Consider the following 18068-nt stretch of genomic DNA (forward strand, 5'->3'; position numbering starts at 1 on the left):
TATGCCCTACGAAAGTGGGGCATTTTTTATATATTTATGCACCAAAATCTTACTACTATGCGAATACTGCAATTTTTTATTGTACTTCTTATTTCTAATTTTTGTTTGGCCCAAAAAGAACCGTTGATTCCAATGCCTAAAAATATTGAATACCAAGCGGATTCTTTTTCATTAAATCCCAATACGGTTATTCAGGTTGCTGACGTAAAAGCTTTTGAAGCGCTTTTTTTGAAAGAAAATATAAAAGTAAAAACAGGATTGGATTTGAAAATTACTACGAAACCGATTTCCAAAAACGCAATCAAGCTTGTAATTGAAGAAGTTAAATCAGTAACAGATTTATCTGAAAATTATAATTTGATAATTGATAAAAGTAACATTCAGATTACGGCTTCTGCAAATCAAGGGTTGTTTTATGGTATTCAAACATTGCTACAAAGTATTCCGTTCGAAAAAACGAAGAATGCTAAAATTGCAAGCGTGAAAATTAAGGACCAGCCGAAATTCAAATGGCGTGGAATGCACTTGGATGTGGGTCGTCATTTCTTTCCAAAAGAGTTTATCAAGAAATACATTGACTACATCGCCATGTATAAAATGAACACTTTTCACTGGCATTTAACGGAAGACCAAGGTTGGCGAATCGAAATTAAAAAGTATCCCAAATTAACGGAAGTTGGCGCTTGGAGAAAAGGTTCGATGATTGAACATTACAACGATCAGAAATTTGACACTATAAAGCACGGCGGTTTTTATACCCAAGATGAGGTAAAAGACATTGTGGCCTACGCCAAAAAGCGACACGTAACCATCGTTCCTGAAATTGAAATGCCAGGTCATTCACTCGCTGCATTAGCCGCTTATCCAGAATTTTCTTGTACAGGAGGTCCGTTTGAAGTAGCAAAGATTTGGGGTGTTCTGGAAGATGTCTATTGTCCAAAAGAAGAAACATTTACTTTTTTAGAAGATGTTTTAACGGAAGTGATTGCACTTTTCCCATCAGAATACATTCACATTGGAGGGGATGAATCTCCTAAAACACGCTGGAAAGCATGCAGTCATTGTCAGAATTTAATCAAAGAAAAAGGTTTAAAAGATGAGCACGAATTGCAAAGTTATTTCATCAATAGAATAGAGAAATTCTTAAATTCAAAAGGGCGACAAATCATTGGTTGGGACGAAATTCTTGAAGGCGGCTTGGCGCCAAATGCAGCCGTAATGAGTTGGAGAGGAACGGAAGGTGGTATTATTGCAGCAAAAGACAAACATTATGTGGTGATGACGCCGGGTTCTCATGTTTATTTCGACCATTATCAAGGCGAACCAAAAAACGAACCAATCGCAATAGGAGGTTATACGCCTTTGGAAAAAGTATATTCTTTTAATCCAATTCCAGATGAATTAACTGCAGACGAAGCAAAATATATTTTAGGCGCTCAAGCCAATGTTTGGTCGGAATATATTCCAACGACCAAGCAAGTCGAATACATGATCATGCCAAGAATGGCAGCGCTTTCTGAAGTTTTGTGGGAAACTTCAAATCCAAAAAACTACAAAGAATTTGAAAAACGAATCATTCAGCATTTCGATTTCTATGAGAAAATGGGAATCAATTACAGCAAGTCCATTTTCGAAGTCACTTCAGCAGTTCTTCCAAGTGATAAAGGCGTGGCTTTCGAATTGAAATCACCTAATCCTAGTGGAATTAGATATACAACAGATGGTTCTGAACCCGTTTTAAATTCGTTTTCTTACACAAAACCAATTAGTATTACTGAAAACACAACTGTAAAAGCGAATTATTTTGAAGAAGGAAAAGTGAAAAGTGCTACGATCGAACAAGATTTTTTCATCAATAAATCTACTGGAAAAAAGATTGAATTAGTAGCTCCACCACATGAAAATTATTCTATCGGTGGAAGTTTCACATTAGTCGATGGAATGGTCGGGAATCCATCTAAATATGGAAGAGATTGGTTGGGGTTTTGGGGAAAAGATTTGAATGCAACGATTGATTTGGGTGCAACTGAAACGATTTCAAAAATCAAAATCAATACTTTATTAGGCGAAGGAAGTTGGATTTATTTCCCAAAGGAAATCCAGTTTTTAGTTTCTGAAGACGGAAAAAATTTCAAAACAATTCAGACCATTAGCCAGAAAGAAATTTCTCAAAAAGGAGGAAGAATTGAAGTGAATTTCCCGAAAACTAAAGCAAAATTTGTAAAAGTAATTGCTGTAAATAACGGAATTATCGCTGACGGAATGCCTGGTGCAGGTTCCCAAAGTTGGTTATTTGTGGACGAAATAAGTATAGAATAATGGCAAATAGAAGAAATTTTTTGAAGAATACAGCTTTGGCTTCTGCTGGATTAGCGTTTACCGCTTTCAAAAGAAATCTGGAAGATCCTGAAATTAAATCAATTTCAAATAAAATAACCAAGCCAATCGTACTTTCTACTTGGCGTTTTGGCATCGAAGCCAATGCGGAAGCGTGGAAAATTCTAAACAATAACGGTAAAGCGTTAGATGCGGTTGAAGCGGGTGTAAAAATTCCGGAAGGAAATCCAGAGGAAAGAAGTGTGGGATATGGCGGTCGTCCGGACAGGGATGGTCGAGTGACATTAGACGCTTGTATTATGGACGAACTTTCAAATATTGGATCAGTCGCTTGTTTGGAATACATCAAGCATCCGATTTCTGTCGCACGACTGGTAATGGAAAAATCGCCACATGTAATGTTAGTTGGTGACGGTGCGTTACAATTTGCATTAGAACAAGGTTTTAAAAAAGAAAACTTGCTAACGCCAGAGTCTGAAAAAGAGTGGAAAGAATGGTTGAAAACCAGCGAATATTTGCCCAAAGCGAATATCGAAAACCACGACACGATAGGAATGATTGCATTAGACAGTCACGGAAATTTGTCTGGAGCTTGCACCACAAGTGGAATGGCGTTTAAAATGCACGGAAGAGTCGGTGATTCTCCGATAATTGGTGCGGGATTGTTTGTGGATAACGAAATTGGCGCTGCAACGGCAACAGGTCACGGTGAAGAAGTAATTCGAGTAGTAGGATGTCATTTGGTAGTTGAATTAATGCGTCAAGGAAAATCGCCACAGAAAGCTTGTGAAGAAGCGGTTTCCAGAATTGTCAAAAAAATCAAACTGCGTGGAAAAGAATTAAAAGACATTCAGGTTGGTTTTATTGCTTTGAATAAAAAGGGTGAATATGGTTCGTATTGTGTTCAAGGTGGATTCAATTATGCCGTTCACGATGCTACAGGAAATCGATTGATTGATGCGAATTATCATCTGAAATAATAGTTATTTGCCACAGATTTTACAGATTAAAAAAGATTTTATTTAATCTGTGGAAATCTTTTGAATCTGTGGCTTGAAAATTCAAAAAGTATGTTTACTAAAAAACTGGAAATTGCTTGTTTTAATTTACAATCAGCCCTAATCGCTCAAGAAAACGGAGCCGATAGAGTGGAACTTTGTGCTGAAATTAATTTAGGAGGAACAACTCCTAGTATTGAAATCATTCAGCAAGCAAAAGCGCATCTTTCAATTGATGTTTATGTAATGATTCGTCCGAGAGGTGGGAACTTCGTTTATTCGAATGAAGAATTTCAACAAATGAAATCTGAAATTGAAGCGAGAAAGGAACTTGCAGTCAACGGTTTTGTTTATGGAATTTTGAATGAGGATAATTCTGTTAACATTGAAAAAAATAGCGAATTAGTAAATTTAGCAAAGCCAATTCCTTGCACTTTTCATAGAGCTTTTGACGAAGTTGACAATTACAAAACAGCTTTAGAAGATGTTATTTTATGTGGTTTTTCTACGATGTTAACTTCTGGAACTTTTCCAAATGTGATGGAAGGAAAAGAAGTTTTGAAAGAGTTGGTGCTTCAAGCAAATGACAGAATTACAATTATGCCAGGTGGTGGATTGCGTTCAACAAATATTTCAGAATTCGATGAATTAGTCAACGCGAATTTCTATCATTCATCAGCAATAACGGACGGAAGTGAAACCGCTAATCCCGCAGAAGTTGCGCAATTGAAGAAGAACATTTCAAACCGATAAAGAAGCATTCATGTTTAAAAAAATACTATTTTTTGTTTCATTGTTAATTTGCTTTTCAACGATAGCGCAAACTTCCCATAGAAATTTGTCTAGTGAAAATTGGACGTTCAATAAGCAAAACGATGCTCAAAAGTACAAAGCTACTATTCCGGGAACGGTTCACACGGATTTATTTCAAAACAAACTAATTCCTGATCCATTTTTTGGTGCGAATGAAAAGCAACTGCAATGGATTGAACACGAAAATTGGGAATATGAAACGTACTTTCCACTTTCAAAAGTGGAATTTCAAAATCAAAATATCGATTTAGAATTTGACGGTTTAGATACGTATGCAACCGTGTACTTGAACGGGAAAGTAGTTTTGGAAGCCGATAATATGTTTCGGAAATGGGTTATTTCTGCTAAATCATATTTGAAGAAAGACAATAATCATTTGAAAATCGTTTTTCATTCCACAGTGAAGAAAGGAAAAGAAGAAGCCGAAAAGTTACCGTATACTTTGCCTGAAAATGAACGAATTTTTGTGCGAAAAGCGCAATATCAATTTGGTTGGGATTGGGGACCGCGGTTTGTAACGGCAGGAATTTGGCGAAAAGTACAACTGAAATTTTGGAATTCAGCGAAGATCGAAAATGTTCGGTACGACCAAAAAGTATTGAATGCAGAGAAAGCTTTGCTGGATTTTATTTTTACAATTGAGGTTCAGAAAAGCGGTAAGTATCAGATTTATTTTGGCGCAAAGCAGTTTCATTTCAATTTAAAAAAAGGAATAAATACGGTTAAAATTCCAATTGAAATTAAGGATCCAATTTTGTGGTGGAGTAATGGTTTGGGAATTCCCCATCAATATGCGTTTCACTTTCAATTGCAAAAAAACAATGAAAAGTTGGACGAAAAACAGTTGAAAATCGGATTACGAACGATCGAATTAATTCAGCAGAAAGACGATAAAGGAACAGGTTTTGCGTTTAAATTAAACGGTAAAATGGTTTATATGAAAGGGGCAAATTACATTCCACCCGATAGTTTTTTGCCAAGAGTTAAAGATTCAACATATAAATCATTAGTTGCAAACGCAAAGAAAGCGAATATGAATATGCTTCGCGTTTGGGGTGGTGGCGTTTATCCGGATGAAGCTTTCTATGATGCCTGCGATGCTAATGGAATTTTAGTTTGGCAAGATTTTATGTTTGCTTGTGCCATGTATCCTGGCGATAAAAAGTTCATAAAAAATGTAAAACAAGAAGTAATTTATCAAGTAAATCGACTTCAAAATCATCCTAGTTTAGCGCTTTGGTGTGGTAATAATGAGAATGATGAAGGTTGGCACAATTGGGGTTGGCAAAAACAACACAGTTACACAAAGTCGGATTCAATGCAAATTTGGAACGACTATAAAAAAGTATTTCGCGAAGTAATTCCGAACACGTTAGATAGTTTAGTTTCGAAAGAAAAGAATGTGTATTGGTCTTCGTCGCCATCAATTGGTTGGGGACGAAAAGAAAGTATGACGCAAGGTGATTCGCATTATTGGGGCGTTTGGTGGGGAAAAGAACCTTTTGAAATCTATAAAACTAAAGTGCCACGTTTCATGAGTGAATACGGTTTTCAAAGTATGCCAAACATCGAAACTTTGAGAAAAGTAGTTCTTGAAACAGATTTGAATTTCAATTCTGAAGCCTTAAAAAACCATCAAAAACATCCAATAGGTTACGAAACAATCCGAGAATATATGGAACGGGATTTTATAGTTCCAACAAAATTTGAAGATTATATTTATGTTTCGCAACTGCTGCAAGCTGATGGAATGAAAACGGCAATGGAAGCGCACCGAAGGGCAAAACCTTATAATATGGGAACTTTATATTGGCAATTTAATGATTGTTGGCCCGTAACTTCTTGGAGTTCGCTGGATTTTTACGGCAATTGGAAAGCGTTTCATTATCAAGCGAAACGAAGTTTTGAGAATCTATTAATTTCAGTAAATGAAGAAAATGAGTTCTACAAAGTGTATTTGATCAACGATAATTTTGAAACATATTCCGATAAATTGACTTTAAAATTATTGTCTTTTGATGGAAAAATACTTTGGCAAAGTTCAAAGAAAATAAATGTAGAAGAAAATTCAAGTACAATCGTTTTTGAAATTGCCAAAGAAGATTTTTCAAAGTTTGATTTAAAAGAAGCTGTTTTAGACGTTCGGTTTAAAAATGCATCTTCAAATTATTATTTTGCAAAACCGAAAGATTTGCAATTGACAAAACCTACAATTCAAGTCGAACAGATTGATGACTTAACGATAGAAGTTTCTACAGATGTATTGGCGAAAGACGTTTATCTTTACTCAGAAAACGAAGTATTTTTTGATGATAATTATTTTGATTTGTTGCCAAATCAAAAGCGAATCATTAAATTAAATAAGCCAGCTCGAAGCATAAAAATAAAGATAATATTTGATACTTTAAAATAGAAAACGCCTCAATTGAGGCGTTTTTGTATCTAAAATAATCCGTTGATTTCTGCATCAATTCGGTTGATAATCATTCCTAAATCTTCGGGATTGTCCACAAAATTAATATTGTCTACATCAATAATTAAAAGTTTTCCTTTATCATAAGTATGAATCCAAGCTTCGTAGCGTTCGTTTAACCGACTTAAATAATCGATGGAAATGGAGTTTTCGTATTCTCTTCCCCGTTTGTGAATTTGACCCACTAAATTTGGAATTGAACTTCGCAGATAAATGAGTAAATCCGGAGCGCCAACAAGCCCTTCCATCAATTCAAAAAGTGAAGTGTAGTTTTCAAAATCCCGATTCGTCATCAATCCCATTGCGTGTAAATTTGGCGCAAAAATATGTGCATCTTCATAAATCGTCCGGTCTTGAATGATTTTCTTGCCACTTTCTCTAATTTGCAACACTTGGCGAAAGCGACTGTTCAAGAAATAAATTTGAAGATTAAAACTCCAACGCTCCATTTGATGGTAAAAATCATCTAAATACGGATTGTCTACCACGTCTTCAAAATGCGGTTCCCACTTAAAGTGTTTCGCTAATAATCGGGTTAAAGTGGTTTTTCCCGCACCTATATTTCCTGCTACTGCTATATGCATTACGGTTTTGTGATTTTAAAATTGCTAATTCCTTGATTGGTAAAAATAGACAAAATTTGGTTTTTGAAGGTCAAACTTTTAAAGGTTTTATCAATATTTTCTACCGAAGTAATTTTCATCGTATTTCGGTTGAAAATCAATACTTTTCCTTCTTTTTTATAAAAAATCTGTTCGTTGTCGCTGTATAAAATCGAATCGAAATCAAATGCATAATCCAACTTCTTTATCGTTCCAAAAACGGAACATTGATACCAATTCTTGCTTTTGTCCATCCATTCAAAATAATTAAAATCAGAATTGTAGAAAACAATCGCTTCTGAAAGTGGTGTGCCAACTGATTTTAAAGTCCCGTTTCCGGTATCGTATAAGTAAAGTTGGCTTGTAATTTCATCAAAAACCCACAACTGATTTTGAGATGCAATTCCTATTTTACTTACTACTAAAGGTGTTTTTAATTCTGAAAATTTAATTTTTAAGGTCTCATTCAATTGATTGTCTAACGTGATCGCGGTATTGAATCGTTCGTAAAATACAATGATTTTTAAGGGATTAAGTAAATCTACTTTCGTAATTTGGCCTAAAGCCAAATTTTTGTAGGTTTCCGAAATGTGGTCTTTGACTTTAAAAAGCGCATTGTCTTTGATGAAGTAAAGAAAATCAAATTTGTCGTAACCAATAAAAGTATCTGCATTGATCGTAATTTCGTCAATCAATTCAGTAGTTTCTGATTCCGCTTGCGCAAAAACAAAAAAAGACGATAGTAAAAGAAAAAGCGTGATTTTCAATTTCATAACCGCTAAAGTACGATTAAACCTTTGAATGTAAAAGAGGTTATAAATTATTAGCATGGTAATTGTGTAACAAATTTTCAGCTTTACAGTCTAATCTATAATGTAATTCAAAAAAATAGTCTAATGAACAAATCCATATTTACTTTCGCCTTTATGCTACTTGGAATTTTAAGTGTTTCCGCACAAAAAGAATTTCAAGGTTTAGCCGTTTACGAATCCAAAACGAGTACGTCTGATATGAGTAAACGGATGGACGACAACAAAGACATTACTCCGGAAATGAAGAAAATGATTGAAGAACGGATGAAAGGCATGTTTGAAAAAACATTTGTTTTGAACTTTGATCGTTCCGCTTCTATTTACAAAGAAGAAGAAAAACTAGAAGCTCCAGGACAAAATGGTGGTATGCGAATGATGGCGTCTATGATGGGTGGCGGTGGAACGTACTATAAAAATGTCAAGGAAAAAATGTACAGTGTGGACAAGGAATTTATGGGTAAAGAATTCCTGATCAAAGACGCGCTTCCGCAATTAGAGTGGAAAATGGAATCCGAAACCAAGCAAGTTGGTGGTTATACGTGTTACAAAGCAACTGCAGTAAAACCAGTTGATGGTTCTGATTTTAGAAATTACCGTGCTAAAGGCGATGATAAAAAAGAAGACAAAAAAGAAGATAAGGCAAAAACAACGAATTTCATGGAGGATTTTGAAATGCCAAAAGAAGTTTTAATTACGGCTTGGTATACACCTGAAATTCCTGTGAATCAAGGACCAGAAGGCTATTGGGGTTTGCCAGGTTTGATATTAGAAGTGAACGATGGCAAAACGATTATCTTATGTTCAAAAGTAGTGATGAACACGAAAGAAAAAGCGGATATAAAAGCGCCAAAAGTGGGTAAAGAGGTTACTCAAAAAGGATACGACGAAATTGTCGCGGCAAAAATGAAGGAAATGCAAGAAATGGGTGGGGGAAGAAATATGCATTTTGGGCGATAATAATTAAATAAAGAAAATGAATTACTTATTAAGAAGTATAATTTTATTAGTGTTTATTCAAGTTAACCTTTTAAATGCTCAAGATTTTCAGGGCACTGCAATATATGAAGTAAAATTGATTGATGCTGTAGTTTCTACGTTAGATGATTCCACGTTGGATAAAGACAAAGCTGCTGCTTTGGCAGAAAGTATGAAAGTTTTTCATAGCCGAAAAAGAACGTTCGTGCTCAATTTTAATAAAACTGAATCGGTTTACCAAGAAGAAGAACAATTAGAATTACCAACAGCTCCTACAAAAGGTATGGTGATAAAAATGGTCTCTTCAGGTTTTGGAAAAACATATAAGAACTTAGTAAAAAAGCAAGAGATAATTGAAAGAGATATGTTTTTGAAAGAATTTCTTGTCACTGAGCCATTGGTTTTAATAGATTGGAAATTAGAAAGCGAAACTAAAAAAATAGGTGATTATACGTGTTACAAAGCAACAGGAATTATCCCAATTTCTGAAGCTGAGGAAGAAGCTTATAATAAAAGAGTTCTTGAACAAGAGCAACGGAACTCGCTTATTTTAGGGATTGAAAAACTTCTGCCTCAGAATATAACAGTTTGGTACACTCCAGAAATTCCGGTTAATCATGGACCGGAAAATTTGTGGGGATTACCTGGTTTAATTTTAGAAGTGAATGATGGTAGAACAATTACTTTGTGCTCTAAAATAGTTCTGAATGCAAAGAATAATTTAAAGATAAATGCTCCAACGAAAGGAACTGTAATTTCTCAAAAAGACTATGATGATTTAGAACAGAAAAAATTAAGAGAGATGCGAGAGAGTAGAAGATAATTTACCGTTAGCAAATTAATTTATAGCCTTGACCGCGAACATTTATTATTTGAATGTTTGGGTCAAGGTTTAGTTTTTTACGCAATTTTGTAATGAAAACATCCATACTTCTGCCGTTGAAAAAATCATCGTTTCCCCAGATTTTTTTAAGCACGATGGATCGATCTAGGATTTCATTTTTATTTTCAATTAAAAGTTGGAGCAATTCTGCTTCGCGATGTGTGAGTGTAATAATGAGATCGGAAAAATGTAATGTTTGTTTTGTGAAGCTAAAAGAATACTTACCGAGAATGCTTTTTTCTGCTGTTTTATCGGAATTAATTCGGCCTAAAAGAGAGTGGATTCTGACAATTAATTCTTCCATACTGAATGGTTTCTTGAGGTAATCGTTTCCACCAGCATTAAAACCTTCCACAACATCTTGGGTTTGCGATTTCGCTGTTAGAAAAATAATTGGAATGTTCTTGTCCATTTTCCGAACATCTTTTGCCACAGAAAAACCGTCTTTTTTAGGCATCATCACATCCAATACTAAAATATCAAATTTCTGTTTTGAGAATAAATCGAATGCATGTTCACCATTGACACAATGCGTGACTTCAAAGTTTCTGGTTTCCAAGCTTTCTTTGATGATTAAAGCCAATGCTGGTTCGTCTTCGGCTAAAAGTATTTTGATTTTAGTTGGCATTGTTCAGCGTGATTTTGAAAGTGGTTGTAGACAAATTGGGAACTAATTCTAAAGTCCCTCCGTGTTTCTCAATGATTTTTTTAGCGTAAAAAAGACCAATTCCGAAACCTTTTACATCGTGAATATTTCCTTTTGGAATACGGTAAAATTGGTCAAAAATCTTTTCTTGTTGTGTTTTATCGATTCCCATTCCATTGTCTTCGACTGCTATTTCTAGTTGCTTAGCACTTTGAATTAAATCAATTGAAATGTTCGAACCGCCGTATTTTATGGCATTGTCAAGTAAGTTGGAAATTGCATTTTCAAAATGAAAGGCATCTACTTCACAATTAATAATCTCTTGATTTGATGTGAAATGAATTTTCTTTTCAGAAGCCATTTGGTGCTTTTCAATATTGGATTTAATGAGCTCCACAATATTTAATTGCTCTTTATTAAGTATCAATTGGTCCGTATTTAAAGAAGCAGTTTCAAGCAATTTTTCCACCATGATTGCTAATTTATTGAGTTGCTGTGTGGAAATATCTAAATAGCGATTGGTTTTTTCCTTATCGTCAATTGCGTTGAAATTTTTAATTCCTTCAATTGCGGTTGAAATTGTGGTGATTGGTGTTTTAAATTCGTGTGTGATATTGCTAATCAAATCGTTCTTAATTTCATCAATTTTTTTCTGCTTGTTGATTGTTCTTAAGAGATAAAGTAGACAGAAAATGATTGATAATGAAAGTAATAATGAAAGAATAATTTTTGTTATACTTCTTTTTAAAAGTAAAATTGTAGGATCAGAAAATGAGATTTGTAATTTTTGTTCCGAAGGCAAATACGTGCTTCCAGAAACTGCTGACAAAGGTAAATCTGCCTTTTTATTATTTCTAAACTCAGCGAACAGCGTGTCTGCTTTAAAATGTTGAAAGCTGTAAACTACATTTATATTTTTTCGAACTAATTCTTTATCGAGTGCTATACTCACTTTTTTAAATTCAATGGAATCCTTTACCACTGAAAATATAACTTTGTTGACAAGATTTTTAAGCTTTGAAATACTATCTGTTGCTTTTTTTCCTTTTAAAACCTTAATAGATTTGATTTTATCAGGTTTTCCATTCAAAAAGTTTTTAGTTTGTAGCAGCAGGTTTGAAACATCACTTTTCGAACTATCTAAATCAGCTGATTTTAGGTCGGTTTTATGATCACTCTTAATTTCGATGGACGTAATCTTTATACCATCAGTTTTATATTTTAAGCTATCAGAATTATTTGTTCTAGCACCTGTGTTTACATCAAATTTAGATTTTTTAATTTTCTCAAAAACGGTATCTAATTTAATTTTATCAAAAAAATCCTCATCTATATTTTCAGATTCATCTCCGATAAAAGCCATGAAATCATTTTTGGAATCTTCTACATAATAGTATTCAATGCTGTTGTCAAAAGCAGTTTGTACTTCTTTAATTAGTTGGCTTTTATTCTCTCTATAATTTTTTATGTTCCAAAAAATTTGTAACCCAATTGTTGCAAATACGGTTAGCGTGATTAATGTGAGAATGTATTTGTAATTTTTGGATTTCATTTTTCAAAAGTAAGGCGGAAAATTAGAAATATGGTGGTGTTAACAATCGTTAACTTTCATTAACCCAAATCTCAATATAAAACCTCTTTATTTGCTTTGTTGTTCAGCATACCGTTATTTGAGTTAGTGACTAAAAGTTGAAATACAAAAAGATTAGTACAAGCTAGAAGATTCAGACGGCGAAGCTAGCCCCGATATGAGTGGAAAGCGCCCAGTAATCTCAGGGTTTAAGAGTATTGGGACTTGAAACGTTGGCGGGATTAAGCTCCAAAAAAAAGAAGATTAACCTTAAAAGAAATATATTATGAACAGATTGATTATTACATTGGTGTTATTGGCTTCGGCTACATTTTATGGACAGGAATTTCACGGAGTTGCGGTTTATGAGTCCAAACAGAACTTGAAAGATATGAAAATTGAAAGCAAGGATATGAACGACCAAATTTTGAAGGAAGTCATGGAAGACTTGAAAAAGCAATTTGAAAAAACATTTATTCTGAACTTTAATAAATATGAATCAACTTATCAGGAGGAGGTAAAATTAGACATTCCATCTAAAGGGCTTTCGATGCGGACTTCGGGTTCTAGTGATGATGAAGTGACGTACAAGAATGTGAAAAGTAAACTAAAACTTGAAGAGAAAGAGTTTTTTGGAAAAGAATTTCTAATTGTCGATTCGCTAAAAGTTTACAATTGGGAATTGCAAAACGAAACTAAGAAAATTGGTAATTATACCTGCTACAAAGCGGTAAGTGTGAAGAAAGTAACCAAAGAAGATGTAGACGAATATGAAAAACAGAAAGAAAAACAAGAAACTTCTAAAACTTCTTTTTTTACAGTTATTGAACCAAGGGAACAAATCACAACGGTTTGGTACACGCCAGAAATCCCTATTAGTCAAGGTCCAGGTGAGTTATGGGGTTTGCCAGGTTTGATTTTGGAAGCAAGTTTTAATGATACAATTGTTTTATGTTCTAAAATTATTTTGAATCCAAAAAACAAAACAGAAATTAAAATTCCAAAAAGAGGAAAAAGAGTAACAAAAAAGGAATTTGATAGTCTAATAAAAAAGCAGATGGAGAAAATGACCAATAAAGATGGCGTTATTGAAATCCACATGAATTAATAAATCAATATAAAATAGATGAAGCAATTATTCTCACTACTATTTATTATCGTTTCGTACAGTGCAATTTCACAAACCATCAGGCTTGAAGGAGTGGTGACTGATAATACAAAAATTGGTTTAGAAATGGCAAATGTCATGGCAGTAAACCAACAAACAAAAGCGATGGACGGTTATTCCATTACCAATGATAAAGGAAAATTTCAGCTTTCCTTGAAACCAAATACGCCTTATACAATCAAAGTGAGTTACATTGGCTACGCCACTTTTGAAGAAAATATCACCACAGGTACTGAAAATAGTACTAAAATTATTGTTCTTGCCGAAGGAATGGAACTTGACGGTGTAGAAGTGGTACGTGAAATGCCCGTTTCCATCAAAGGCGACACAATTGTATACAATGCCGATTCTTTTAAAACAGGAACGGAACGTAAGTTGGAAGACATTCTTAAAAAACTCCCCGGAGTTCAAGTAAATGCAGATGGAGAAGTGGAAGTGGAAGGAAAGAAAGTCCAGAAATTAATGATTGATGGAAAGGATTTTTTTGACGGTGACACCAAGCTTGGAATCAAAAATATTCCGGCCGATGCAGTGGATAAAGTACAAGTATTGCGAAACTATAATGAAAATTCAATTCTGAAAGGTGTTGAAAATAACCAGGATAATATTGCGATGAACATCAAACTGAAAGACGGTAAAAAGAATTTTTGGTTTGGTGATGTTACGGCAGGAATTGGAGTAGGACACGATGAAGAACGCTACAATGTGAACCCAAAATTATTTTATTACAGTCCCAAATACAGCATTAATTTAATTACGAATTTCAATAACATTGGCGAATTGCCACTTACCGCTCAGGATTATTTTAAATTTACCGGTGGCTTTCGTAGTATGATGGCGAAAGGTGGTTCGTCGTTTAATGTGGGTTCTAATGGATTGGGAATTTCATTGATTAGAAACAATCGTGCGAAGGAAATTGAAACCAATTTTGGCGCATTCAACTTCTCGTACAATCCTACAAAAACGTGGACGTTGAGTGGTTTTGGAATTTTTTCAAAATCATTAACGGATACAGAAACGGTATCTACAACGAATTTCTTATTGCCCAATTCAGACGCAATTGCTTCGACTGAAAACCGAAGTGAAACGGGATTACAAGAAAATAAATTGGGTTTAATAAAATTCAGTTCTTCGTACAAACCCAACACAAATTTGCAGTTTGACTACGATATTTTGACTAAATTATCCAAACAAGACGAGTACAGTTCGTTATTAAGAGAAACGGTTGTGATGAATAATTCCAATTCAGAATCGATCTTCACAGCAAAAAATCAAGCGCCAATTTCCGTAAATCAGAATTTGAGTTTGTATTATACGGCTTCGCCAAAACACATTATTGCAGTTGAAAGCCAATATTTATTTCAAGAGGAAGATCCATTTTACAACGCAAATTTAGCAAGTCAACCTTTTGACTTATCGGGTTACACCGCTGGTCAAAACAGAAACGACATCAATCAAGAGCGTTTTGTGAAAACTAATAAATTAGATACTAAAATTGATTACTATTACATGATTACGCCAAAAAGCAACATTAATGTAACACTTGGAAATACGTATTCGTATCAAAATTTTAATTCGTCCATTTTCCAAGTTTTAGACAATGAAACTATTAATCCATTGACGAATCCTGAAAATTTCAACGAGGTAGATTACCGGTTTAATGATGCTTTCGTAGGGTTGCATTATAAAATTTTGACGGGAAAATTCACGTTGACTCCCGGAGTTTCGATTCACAATTACCAATTGAATAATTCGCAGAAAGGCACCGATTTCAAAGCTTCTTTCAACAGAATTTTACCTGATTTCTTGGCGATTTACCAAATTAAAAAATCAGAATCTTTGACGTATAACTTTGCTTTTACAAATAATTTTACCGACATCAATCAACTTGCAGAAGGATATGTTTTCAATAATTACAACAGTCTTTCTAGCGGGAATAGAACTTTAGAAAATGCAATTGCGCAAACACATAGTTTGTTTTACAGAAAATTCAACTTATTCAATTTTGAAAATATTTATGCAGGAATTAATTATTCAAGAACGATGGATGCCGTAAAAACGAAAGCTTCGTTTGATAACGTAAATCAAACCTCGTCTCCTTATAATTCAGCTTTTGCAGATGAAAATATTTCAGGTTTTGGAAGTTACGGACGCTCGTTTCTTCGAAATTATAAAGCTTCTGTAAATGCTCGTTTAAACTGGAGTAAGTACAATAACATCAGAAAAGATTTTCAAACGAACTTAGAAACGTTGTTTACCAATGAAAGTTTTACGCAGAATTACAGTTTGAAAGCATCGACGAACTACAAGAATCTGCCCAATCTAGAAGTAGGTTACAGCATCACAATCAATGAATATGCAGGGTCTACTTTCTATACTGAAAGTCCTTCGGCTAAATTGGATTATTTTTTCTTGAAAAGTTTCTCGTTTGTAGCAGAATACGAGTTTTATAATTATTACAACAAAAACAAATCAGTTACCAATGAATACGATTTCCTTTCCGCCAGTATGATTTATCAGAAAAAAGACAGCAAATGGGAGTATAAGGTTTCGGCGACCAATTTATTAAATACAACTTCGCTAAACGACGATAGTTTTTCTCAATTTTCAACACGAACGTCCCAATATACCGTTCAACCGAGGTATATTATTTTTAGTTTGAAATACAATTTGTAAGAATATGAATAATTTAAAACTTGAAAAAAGGTTAAGACTTGTGCCGTTTGTCTGTGTTCTATTAATCATCATATTGCGAAATTTCATCGGTGATGAAAATGCATTTCTTGTATTGATTGCCACTATTTTTTTAGCATTAACAAGTATTGCTTCTTTTTTTTACATCATGATTTTAGAAAAGAAAGACGGCCGATTCAATCCTAAGAAATATTATATTTTCTATTTTTTTATTGTTATTTCACTTGTAATATTTGCTTTTAATTACATCAAGTTTTAGTGAAACTTGCCTCATTCATTTAAAAATTTTATATTTGAAAATTACATAAAAAAAATATTATGAAAAATACGTTATTACTTATATTCTTTGCACTATTCTCTTTGACACTTTCTGCTCAAAACAGCAAGAACGAAAAAGCGGTGATTCAGACCACCATTGATTGCGATCATTGTAAAGCGTGCGAAACTTGTGGTCAAAACTTCCAAGAGAATTTATATAAAATCAAAGGATTGAAAATGTATGAATTGGATGAAAAAGCAATGACGCTGACCGTTTATTACAATGGAAAGAAAACAAATCTAGACGAAATTAAAGTAGCAATCACTAAAATGGGCTATGATGCGGACGAAATGAAAGCAGATCGAGCATCGTACGAAAAACTAGATGGTTGTTGTAAGAAAGCATAACTACAAGGTATAAAAAAATCGGAAATTTACTTTCCGATTTTTTTATGCAGTATAGTTTGAATTATATTTTAGATGCCGAAAGCAGTTTTCACTTGCTCTACGAAATCTAATTTCTCCCAAGTGAACAACTCTACGGTAACAGTTTTTGTGTCTCCGTAAGGATTTGTAAACTCTTTTGTGACGGTTCTTGGTGTTCTTCCCATGTGACCATAAGCGGCAGTTTCACTATAAATTGGGTTTCTTAATTTCAATCGTTGTTCGATGAAGTAAGGTCGCATGTCAAACAATTCTTCTACTTTTTTAGCAATCTGACCATCTGTAATGGATAGTTTAGAAGTGCCATACGTGTTCACGTAAATTCCCATAGGTTTTGCTACACCAATTGCATAGGAAACTTGTACTAAAATTTCATCAGCAACTCCAGCGGCAACTAAATTTTTAGCAATATGACGTGTCGCATAAGCTGCAGAACGGTCTACTTTACTTGGGTCTTTTCCAGAAAAAGCACCACCACCGTGAGCTCCTTTTCCACCATACGTATCAACAATTATTTTTCGTCCCGTTAAACCCGTGTCCCCATGAGGTCCACCAATTACAAATTTCCCTGTAGGATTGATGTGGTATTCAATTTTATCATTGAATAAATGTGCATATTGAGGATTGTTCGTAATGATTCTTGGAATTAAAATACCCACTAAATCACTTTTAATTTTTGCCAACATTTTTGATTCTTCATCAAAATCATCGTGTTGTGTTGAAATTACAATCGCATCGATACGAACGGGTTTGTTGTCGTTGTCGTACTCTAAAGTAACTTGCGATTTTGCATCCGGTCGTAAGTACGTAATTTCAGTATTTTCACGACGAATTACCGCCAATTCCTGTAATAGTTTGTGCGAAAGGTCTAACGCCAAAGGCATATAATCTTCGGTTTCATTTGTCGCGTAACCAAACATCATTCCTTGATCTCCAGCACCTTGGTCTTCTGGATTTATCTTATCAACACCTTGGTTGATGTCGCTTGATTGTTCGTGAATTGCGGAAAGAATGCCGCATGAATTCGCATCAAACATATATTCGCTTTTGTTGTAACCGATTTTTCGGATTACTTCTCGTGCAATTTCTTGAACGTCCAAGTATGTTTTTGATTTTACTTCACCAGCCAAAATAACTTGACCTGTAGTCACTAATGTTTCGCACGCAACTTTTGAATTGGGATCAAAAGCTAAGAAATTATCGATTAATGCATCTGAAATTTGATCTGCAATTTTATCTGGATGTCCTTCACTAACAGATTCTGAGGTAAATAAATAAGCCATAATTATTTTATATTAAAAGAGAAAAAATAATTGCAAGGACAGGCTAAAGAAGGGATTCTGCTTTAGCATTTTTTGAGTACTGAATTATTTTCAGTATCAGAGGTTGCAATCA

Annotated in this window: 15 protein-coding genes; 10 read left to right on the forward strand and 5 right to left on the reverse strand. The window is 34.2% G+C overall.

Translation table 11 applies throughout. The features are described 5' to 3' along the window. Positions 1-57 precede the first annotated feature (57 nt). The 4 genes from YWA_RS0100965 to YWA_RS0100980 all read left to right on the forward strand — a co-directional run bounded on the left by YWA_RS0100965 (position 58) and on the right by YWA_RS0100980 (position 6561). Positions 58-2319 (forward strand): family 20 glycosylhydrolase, encoded by a 2262-nt coding sequence (locus YWA_RS0100965; RefSeq protein WP_022826624.1) that lies wholly within the window; start codon positions 58-60, stop codon positions 2317-2319. Further along, positions 2319-3317, forward strand: coding sequence for an isoaspartyl peptidase/L-asparaginase family protein (locus YWA_RS0100970; RefSeq protein ID WP_022826625.1), 999 nt, complete (start codon positions 2319-2321; stop codon positions 3315-3317). Before YWA_RS0100965 ends, YWA_RS0100970 begins: the two co-directional genes overlap by 1 nt. Before the next feature lie 90 nt (positions 3318-3407). After that, the gene (locus YWA_RS0100975) at positions 3408-4088 is read left to right on the forward strand and encodes a copper homeostasis protein CutC (protein ID WP_022826626.1); all 681 of its coding nucleotides are present in this window, start codon (positions 3408-3410) and stop codon (positions 4086-4088) included. Positions 4089-4173: 85 nt separating this feature from the next. Next, positions 4174-6561 (forward strand): beta-mannosidase, encoded by a 2388-nt coding sequence (locus YWA_RS0100980; RefSeq protein WP_084682980.1) that lies wholly within the window; start codon positions 4174-4176, stop codon positions 6559-6561. 29 nt (positions 6562-6590) lie between these two features. Here the strand turns inward: YWA_RS0100980 and YWA_RS0100985 are convergent, their stop codons facing one another. Beyond that, entirely contained in the window at positions 6591-7205 is a 615-nt protein-coding gene (locus tag YWA_RS0100985) for a deoxynucleoside kinase (RefSeq protein ID WP_022826628.1), read from the reverse strand. Beyond that, entirely contained in the window at positions 7205-7996 is a 792-nt protein-coding gene (locus tag YWA_RS0100990) for a hypothetical protein (RefSeq protein ID WP_022826629.1), read from the reverse strand. The genes YWA_RS0100985 and YWA_RS0100990 overlap by 1 nt, the downstream gene beginning before the upstream one ends. Positions 7997-8119: 123 nt before the next feature. Between YWA_RS0100990 and YWA_RS0100995 the strand changes: the two genes are divergently transcribed. Then, positions 8120-8992 (forward strand): GLPGLI family protein, encoded by an 873-nt coding sequence (locus YWA_RS0100995; RefSeq protein ID WP_026718492.1) that lies wholly within the window; start codon positions 8120-8122, stop codon positions 8990-8992. 16 nt (positions 8993-9008) lie between these two features. Continuing rightward, positions 9009-9833, forward strand: a complete 825-nt coding sequence (locus YWA_RS0101000; protein WP_022826631.1) for a GLPGLI family protein — start codon at positions 9009-9011, stop codon at positions 9831-9833. Between the two features lie 7 nt (positions 9834-9840). On the opposite strand, the gene YWA_RS0101005 is transcribed toward YWA_RS0101000, so the two are convergent. Together YWA_RS0101005 and YWA_RS0101010 are read right to left on the reverse strand one after the other, a co-directional pair. Next, positions 9841-10521, reverse strand: a complete 681-nt coding sequence (locus YWA_RS0101005; protein WP_022826632.1) for a response regulator transcription factor — start codon at positions 10519-10521, stop codon at positions 9841-9843. Continuing rightward, complete coding sequence (locus tag YWA_RS0101010) at positions 10511-12091, reverse strand: sensor histidine kinase (RefSeq protein ID WP_022826633.1); 1581 nt, start codon at positions 12089-12091, stop codon at positions 10511-10513. Before YWA_RS0101010 ends, YWA_RS0101005 begins: the two co-directional genes overlap by 11 nt. Before the next feature lie 304 nt (positions 12092-12395). Here YWA_RS0101010 and YWA_RS0101015 point away from each other — a divergent pair, with 304 nt between their 5' ends. The 4 genes from YWA_RS0101015 to YWA_RS0101030 are packed head-to-tail and all read left to right on the forward strand — an operon-like array spanning position 12396 to position 16637. Beyond that, complete coding sequence (locus YWA_RS0101015; RefSeq protein WP_022826634.1) at positions 12396-13217, forward strand: GLPGLI family protein; 822 nt, start codon at positions 12396-12398, stop codon at positions 13215-13217. An 18-nt stretch (positions 13218-13235) separates the two neighbouring features. After that, a complete protein-coding gene (locus YWA_RS0101020; RefSeq protein ID WP_022826635.1) occupies positions 13236-15953 on the forward strand; it encodes a carboxypeptidase regulatory-like domain-containing protein in 2718 nt (905 codons plus the stop codon). 4 nt (positions 15954-15957) lie between these two features. Next, positions 15958-16230 (forward strand): hypothetical protein, encoded by a 273-nt coding sequence (locus YWA_RS0101025; RefSeq protein ID WP_022826636.1) that lies wholly within the window; start codon positions 15958-15960, stop codon positions 16228-16230. Positions 16231-16289: 59 nt separating this feature from the next. Continuing rightward, positions 16290-16637 carry a heavy-metal-associated domain-containing protein gene (locus YWA_RS0101030; RefSeq protein ID WP_022826637.1) on the forward strand — a complete coding sequence of 116 codons (348 nt, stop codon included), beginning with the start codon at positions 16290-16292 and terminating at the stop codon, positions 16635-16637. Between the two features lie 68 nt (positions 16638-16705). On the opposite strand, the gene metK is transcribed toward YWA_RS0101030, so the two are convergent. Beyond that, a complete protein-coding gene (metK, locus tag YWA_RS0101035) occupies positions 16706-17956 on the reverse strand; it encodes a methionine adenosyltransferase (protein WP_022826638.1) in 1251 nt (416 codons plus the stop codon). Between the last annotated feature and the right edge of the window lie 112 nt (positions 17957-18068).

This window comes from Flavobacterium antarcticum DSM 19726, from assembly GCF_000419685.1.
GTDB lineage: Bacteria > Bacteroidota > Bacteroidia > Flavobacteriales > Flavobacteriaceae > Flavobacterium > Flavobacterium antarcticum.

What these genes read in the sequence shown, in the direction of transcription:
- YWA_RS0100965 (WP_022826624.1), top strand. Translation starts at nt 58, where the DNA reads ATGCGAATACTGCAATTTTTTATTGTACTTCTTATTTCTAATTTTTGT.
- YWA_RS0100970 (WP_022826625.1), top strand. Translation starts at nt 2,319, where the DNA reads ATGGCAAATAGAAGAAATTTTTTGAAGAATACAGCTTTGGCTTCTGCT.
- YWA_RS0100975 (WP_022826626.1), top strand. Translation starts at nt 3,408, where the DNA reads ATGTTTACTAAAAAACTGGAAATTGCTTGTTTTAATTTACAATCAGCC.
- YWA_RS0100985 (WP_022826628.1), bottom strand. Translation starts at nt 7,205, where the DNA reads ATGCATATAGCAGTAGCAGGAAATATAGGTGCGGGAAAAACCACTTTA.
- YWA_RS0100990 (WP_022826629.1), bottom strand. Translation starts at nt 7,996, where the DNA reads ATGAAATTGAAAATCACGCTTTTTCTTTTACTATCGTCTTTTTTTGTT.
- YWA_RS0100995 (WP_026718492.1), top strand. Translation starts at nt 8,120, where the DNA reads ATGAACAAATCCATATTTACTTTCGCCTTTATGCTACTTGGAATTTTA.
- YWA_RS0101000 (WP_022826631.1), top strand. Translation starts at nt 9,009, where the DNA reads ATGAATTACTTATTAAGAAGTATAATTTTATTAGTGTTTATTCAAGTT.
- YWA_RS0101005 (WP_022826632.1), bottom strand. Translation starts at nt 10,521, where the DNA reads ATGCCAACTAAAATCAAAATACTTTTAGCCGAAGACGAACCAGCATTG.
- YWA_RS0101010 (WP_022826633.1), bottom strand. Translation starts at nt 12,091, where the DNA reads ATGAAATCCAAAAATTACAAATACATTCTCACATTAATCACGCTAACC.
- YWA_RS0101015 (WP_022826634.1), top strand. Translation starts at nt 12,396, where the DNA reads ATGAACAGATTGATTATTACATTGGTGTTATTGGCTTCGGCTACATTT.
- YWA_RS0101020 (WP_022826635.1), top strand. Translation starts at nt 13,236, where the DNA reads ATGAAGCAATTATTCTCACTACTATTTATTATCGTTTCGTACAGTGCA.
- YWA_RS0101025 (WP_022826636.1), top strand. Translation starts at nt 15,958, where the DNA reads ATGAATAATTTAAAACTTGAAAAAAGGTTAAGACTTGTGCCGTTTGTC.
- YWA_RS0101030 (WP_022826637.1), top strand. Translation starts at nt 16,290, where the DNA reads ATGAAAAATACGTTATTACTTATATTCTTTGCACTATTCTCTTTGACA.
- metK (WP_022826638.1), bottom strand. Translation starts at nt 17,956, where the DNA reads ATGGCTTATTTATTTACCTCAGAATCTGTTAGTGAAGGACATCCAGAT.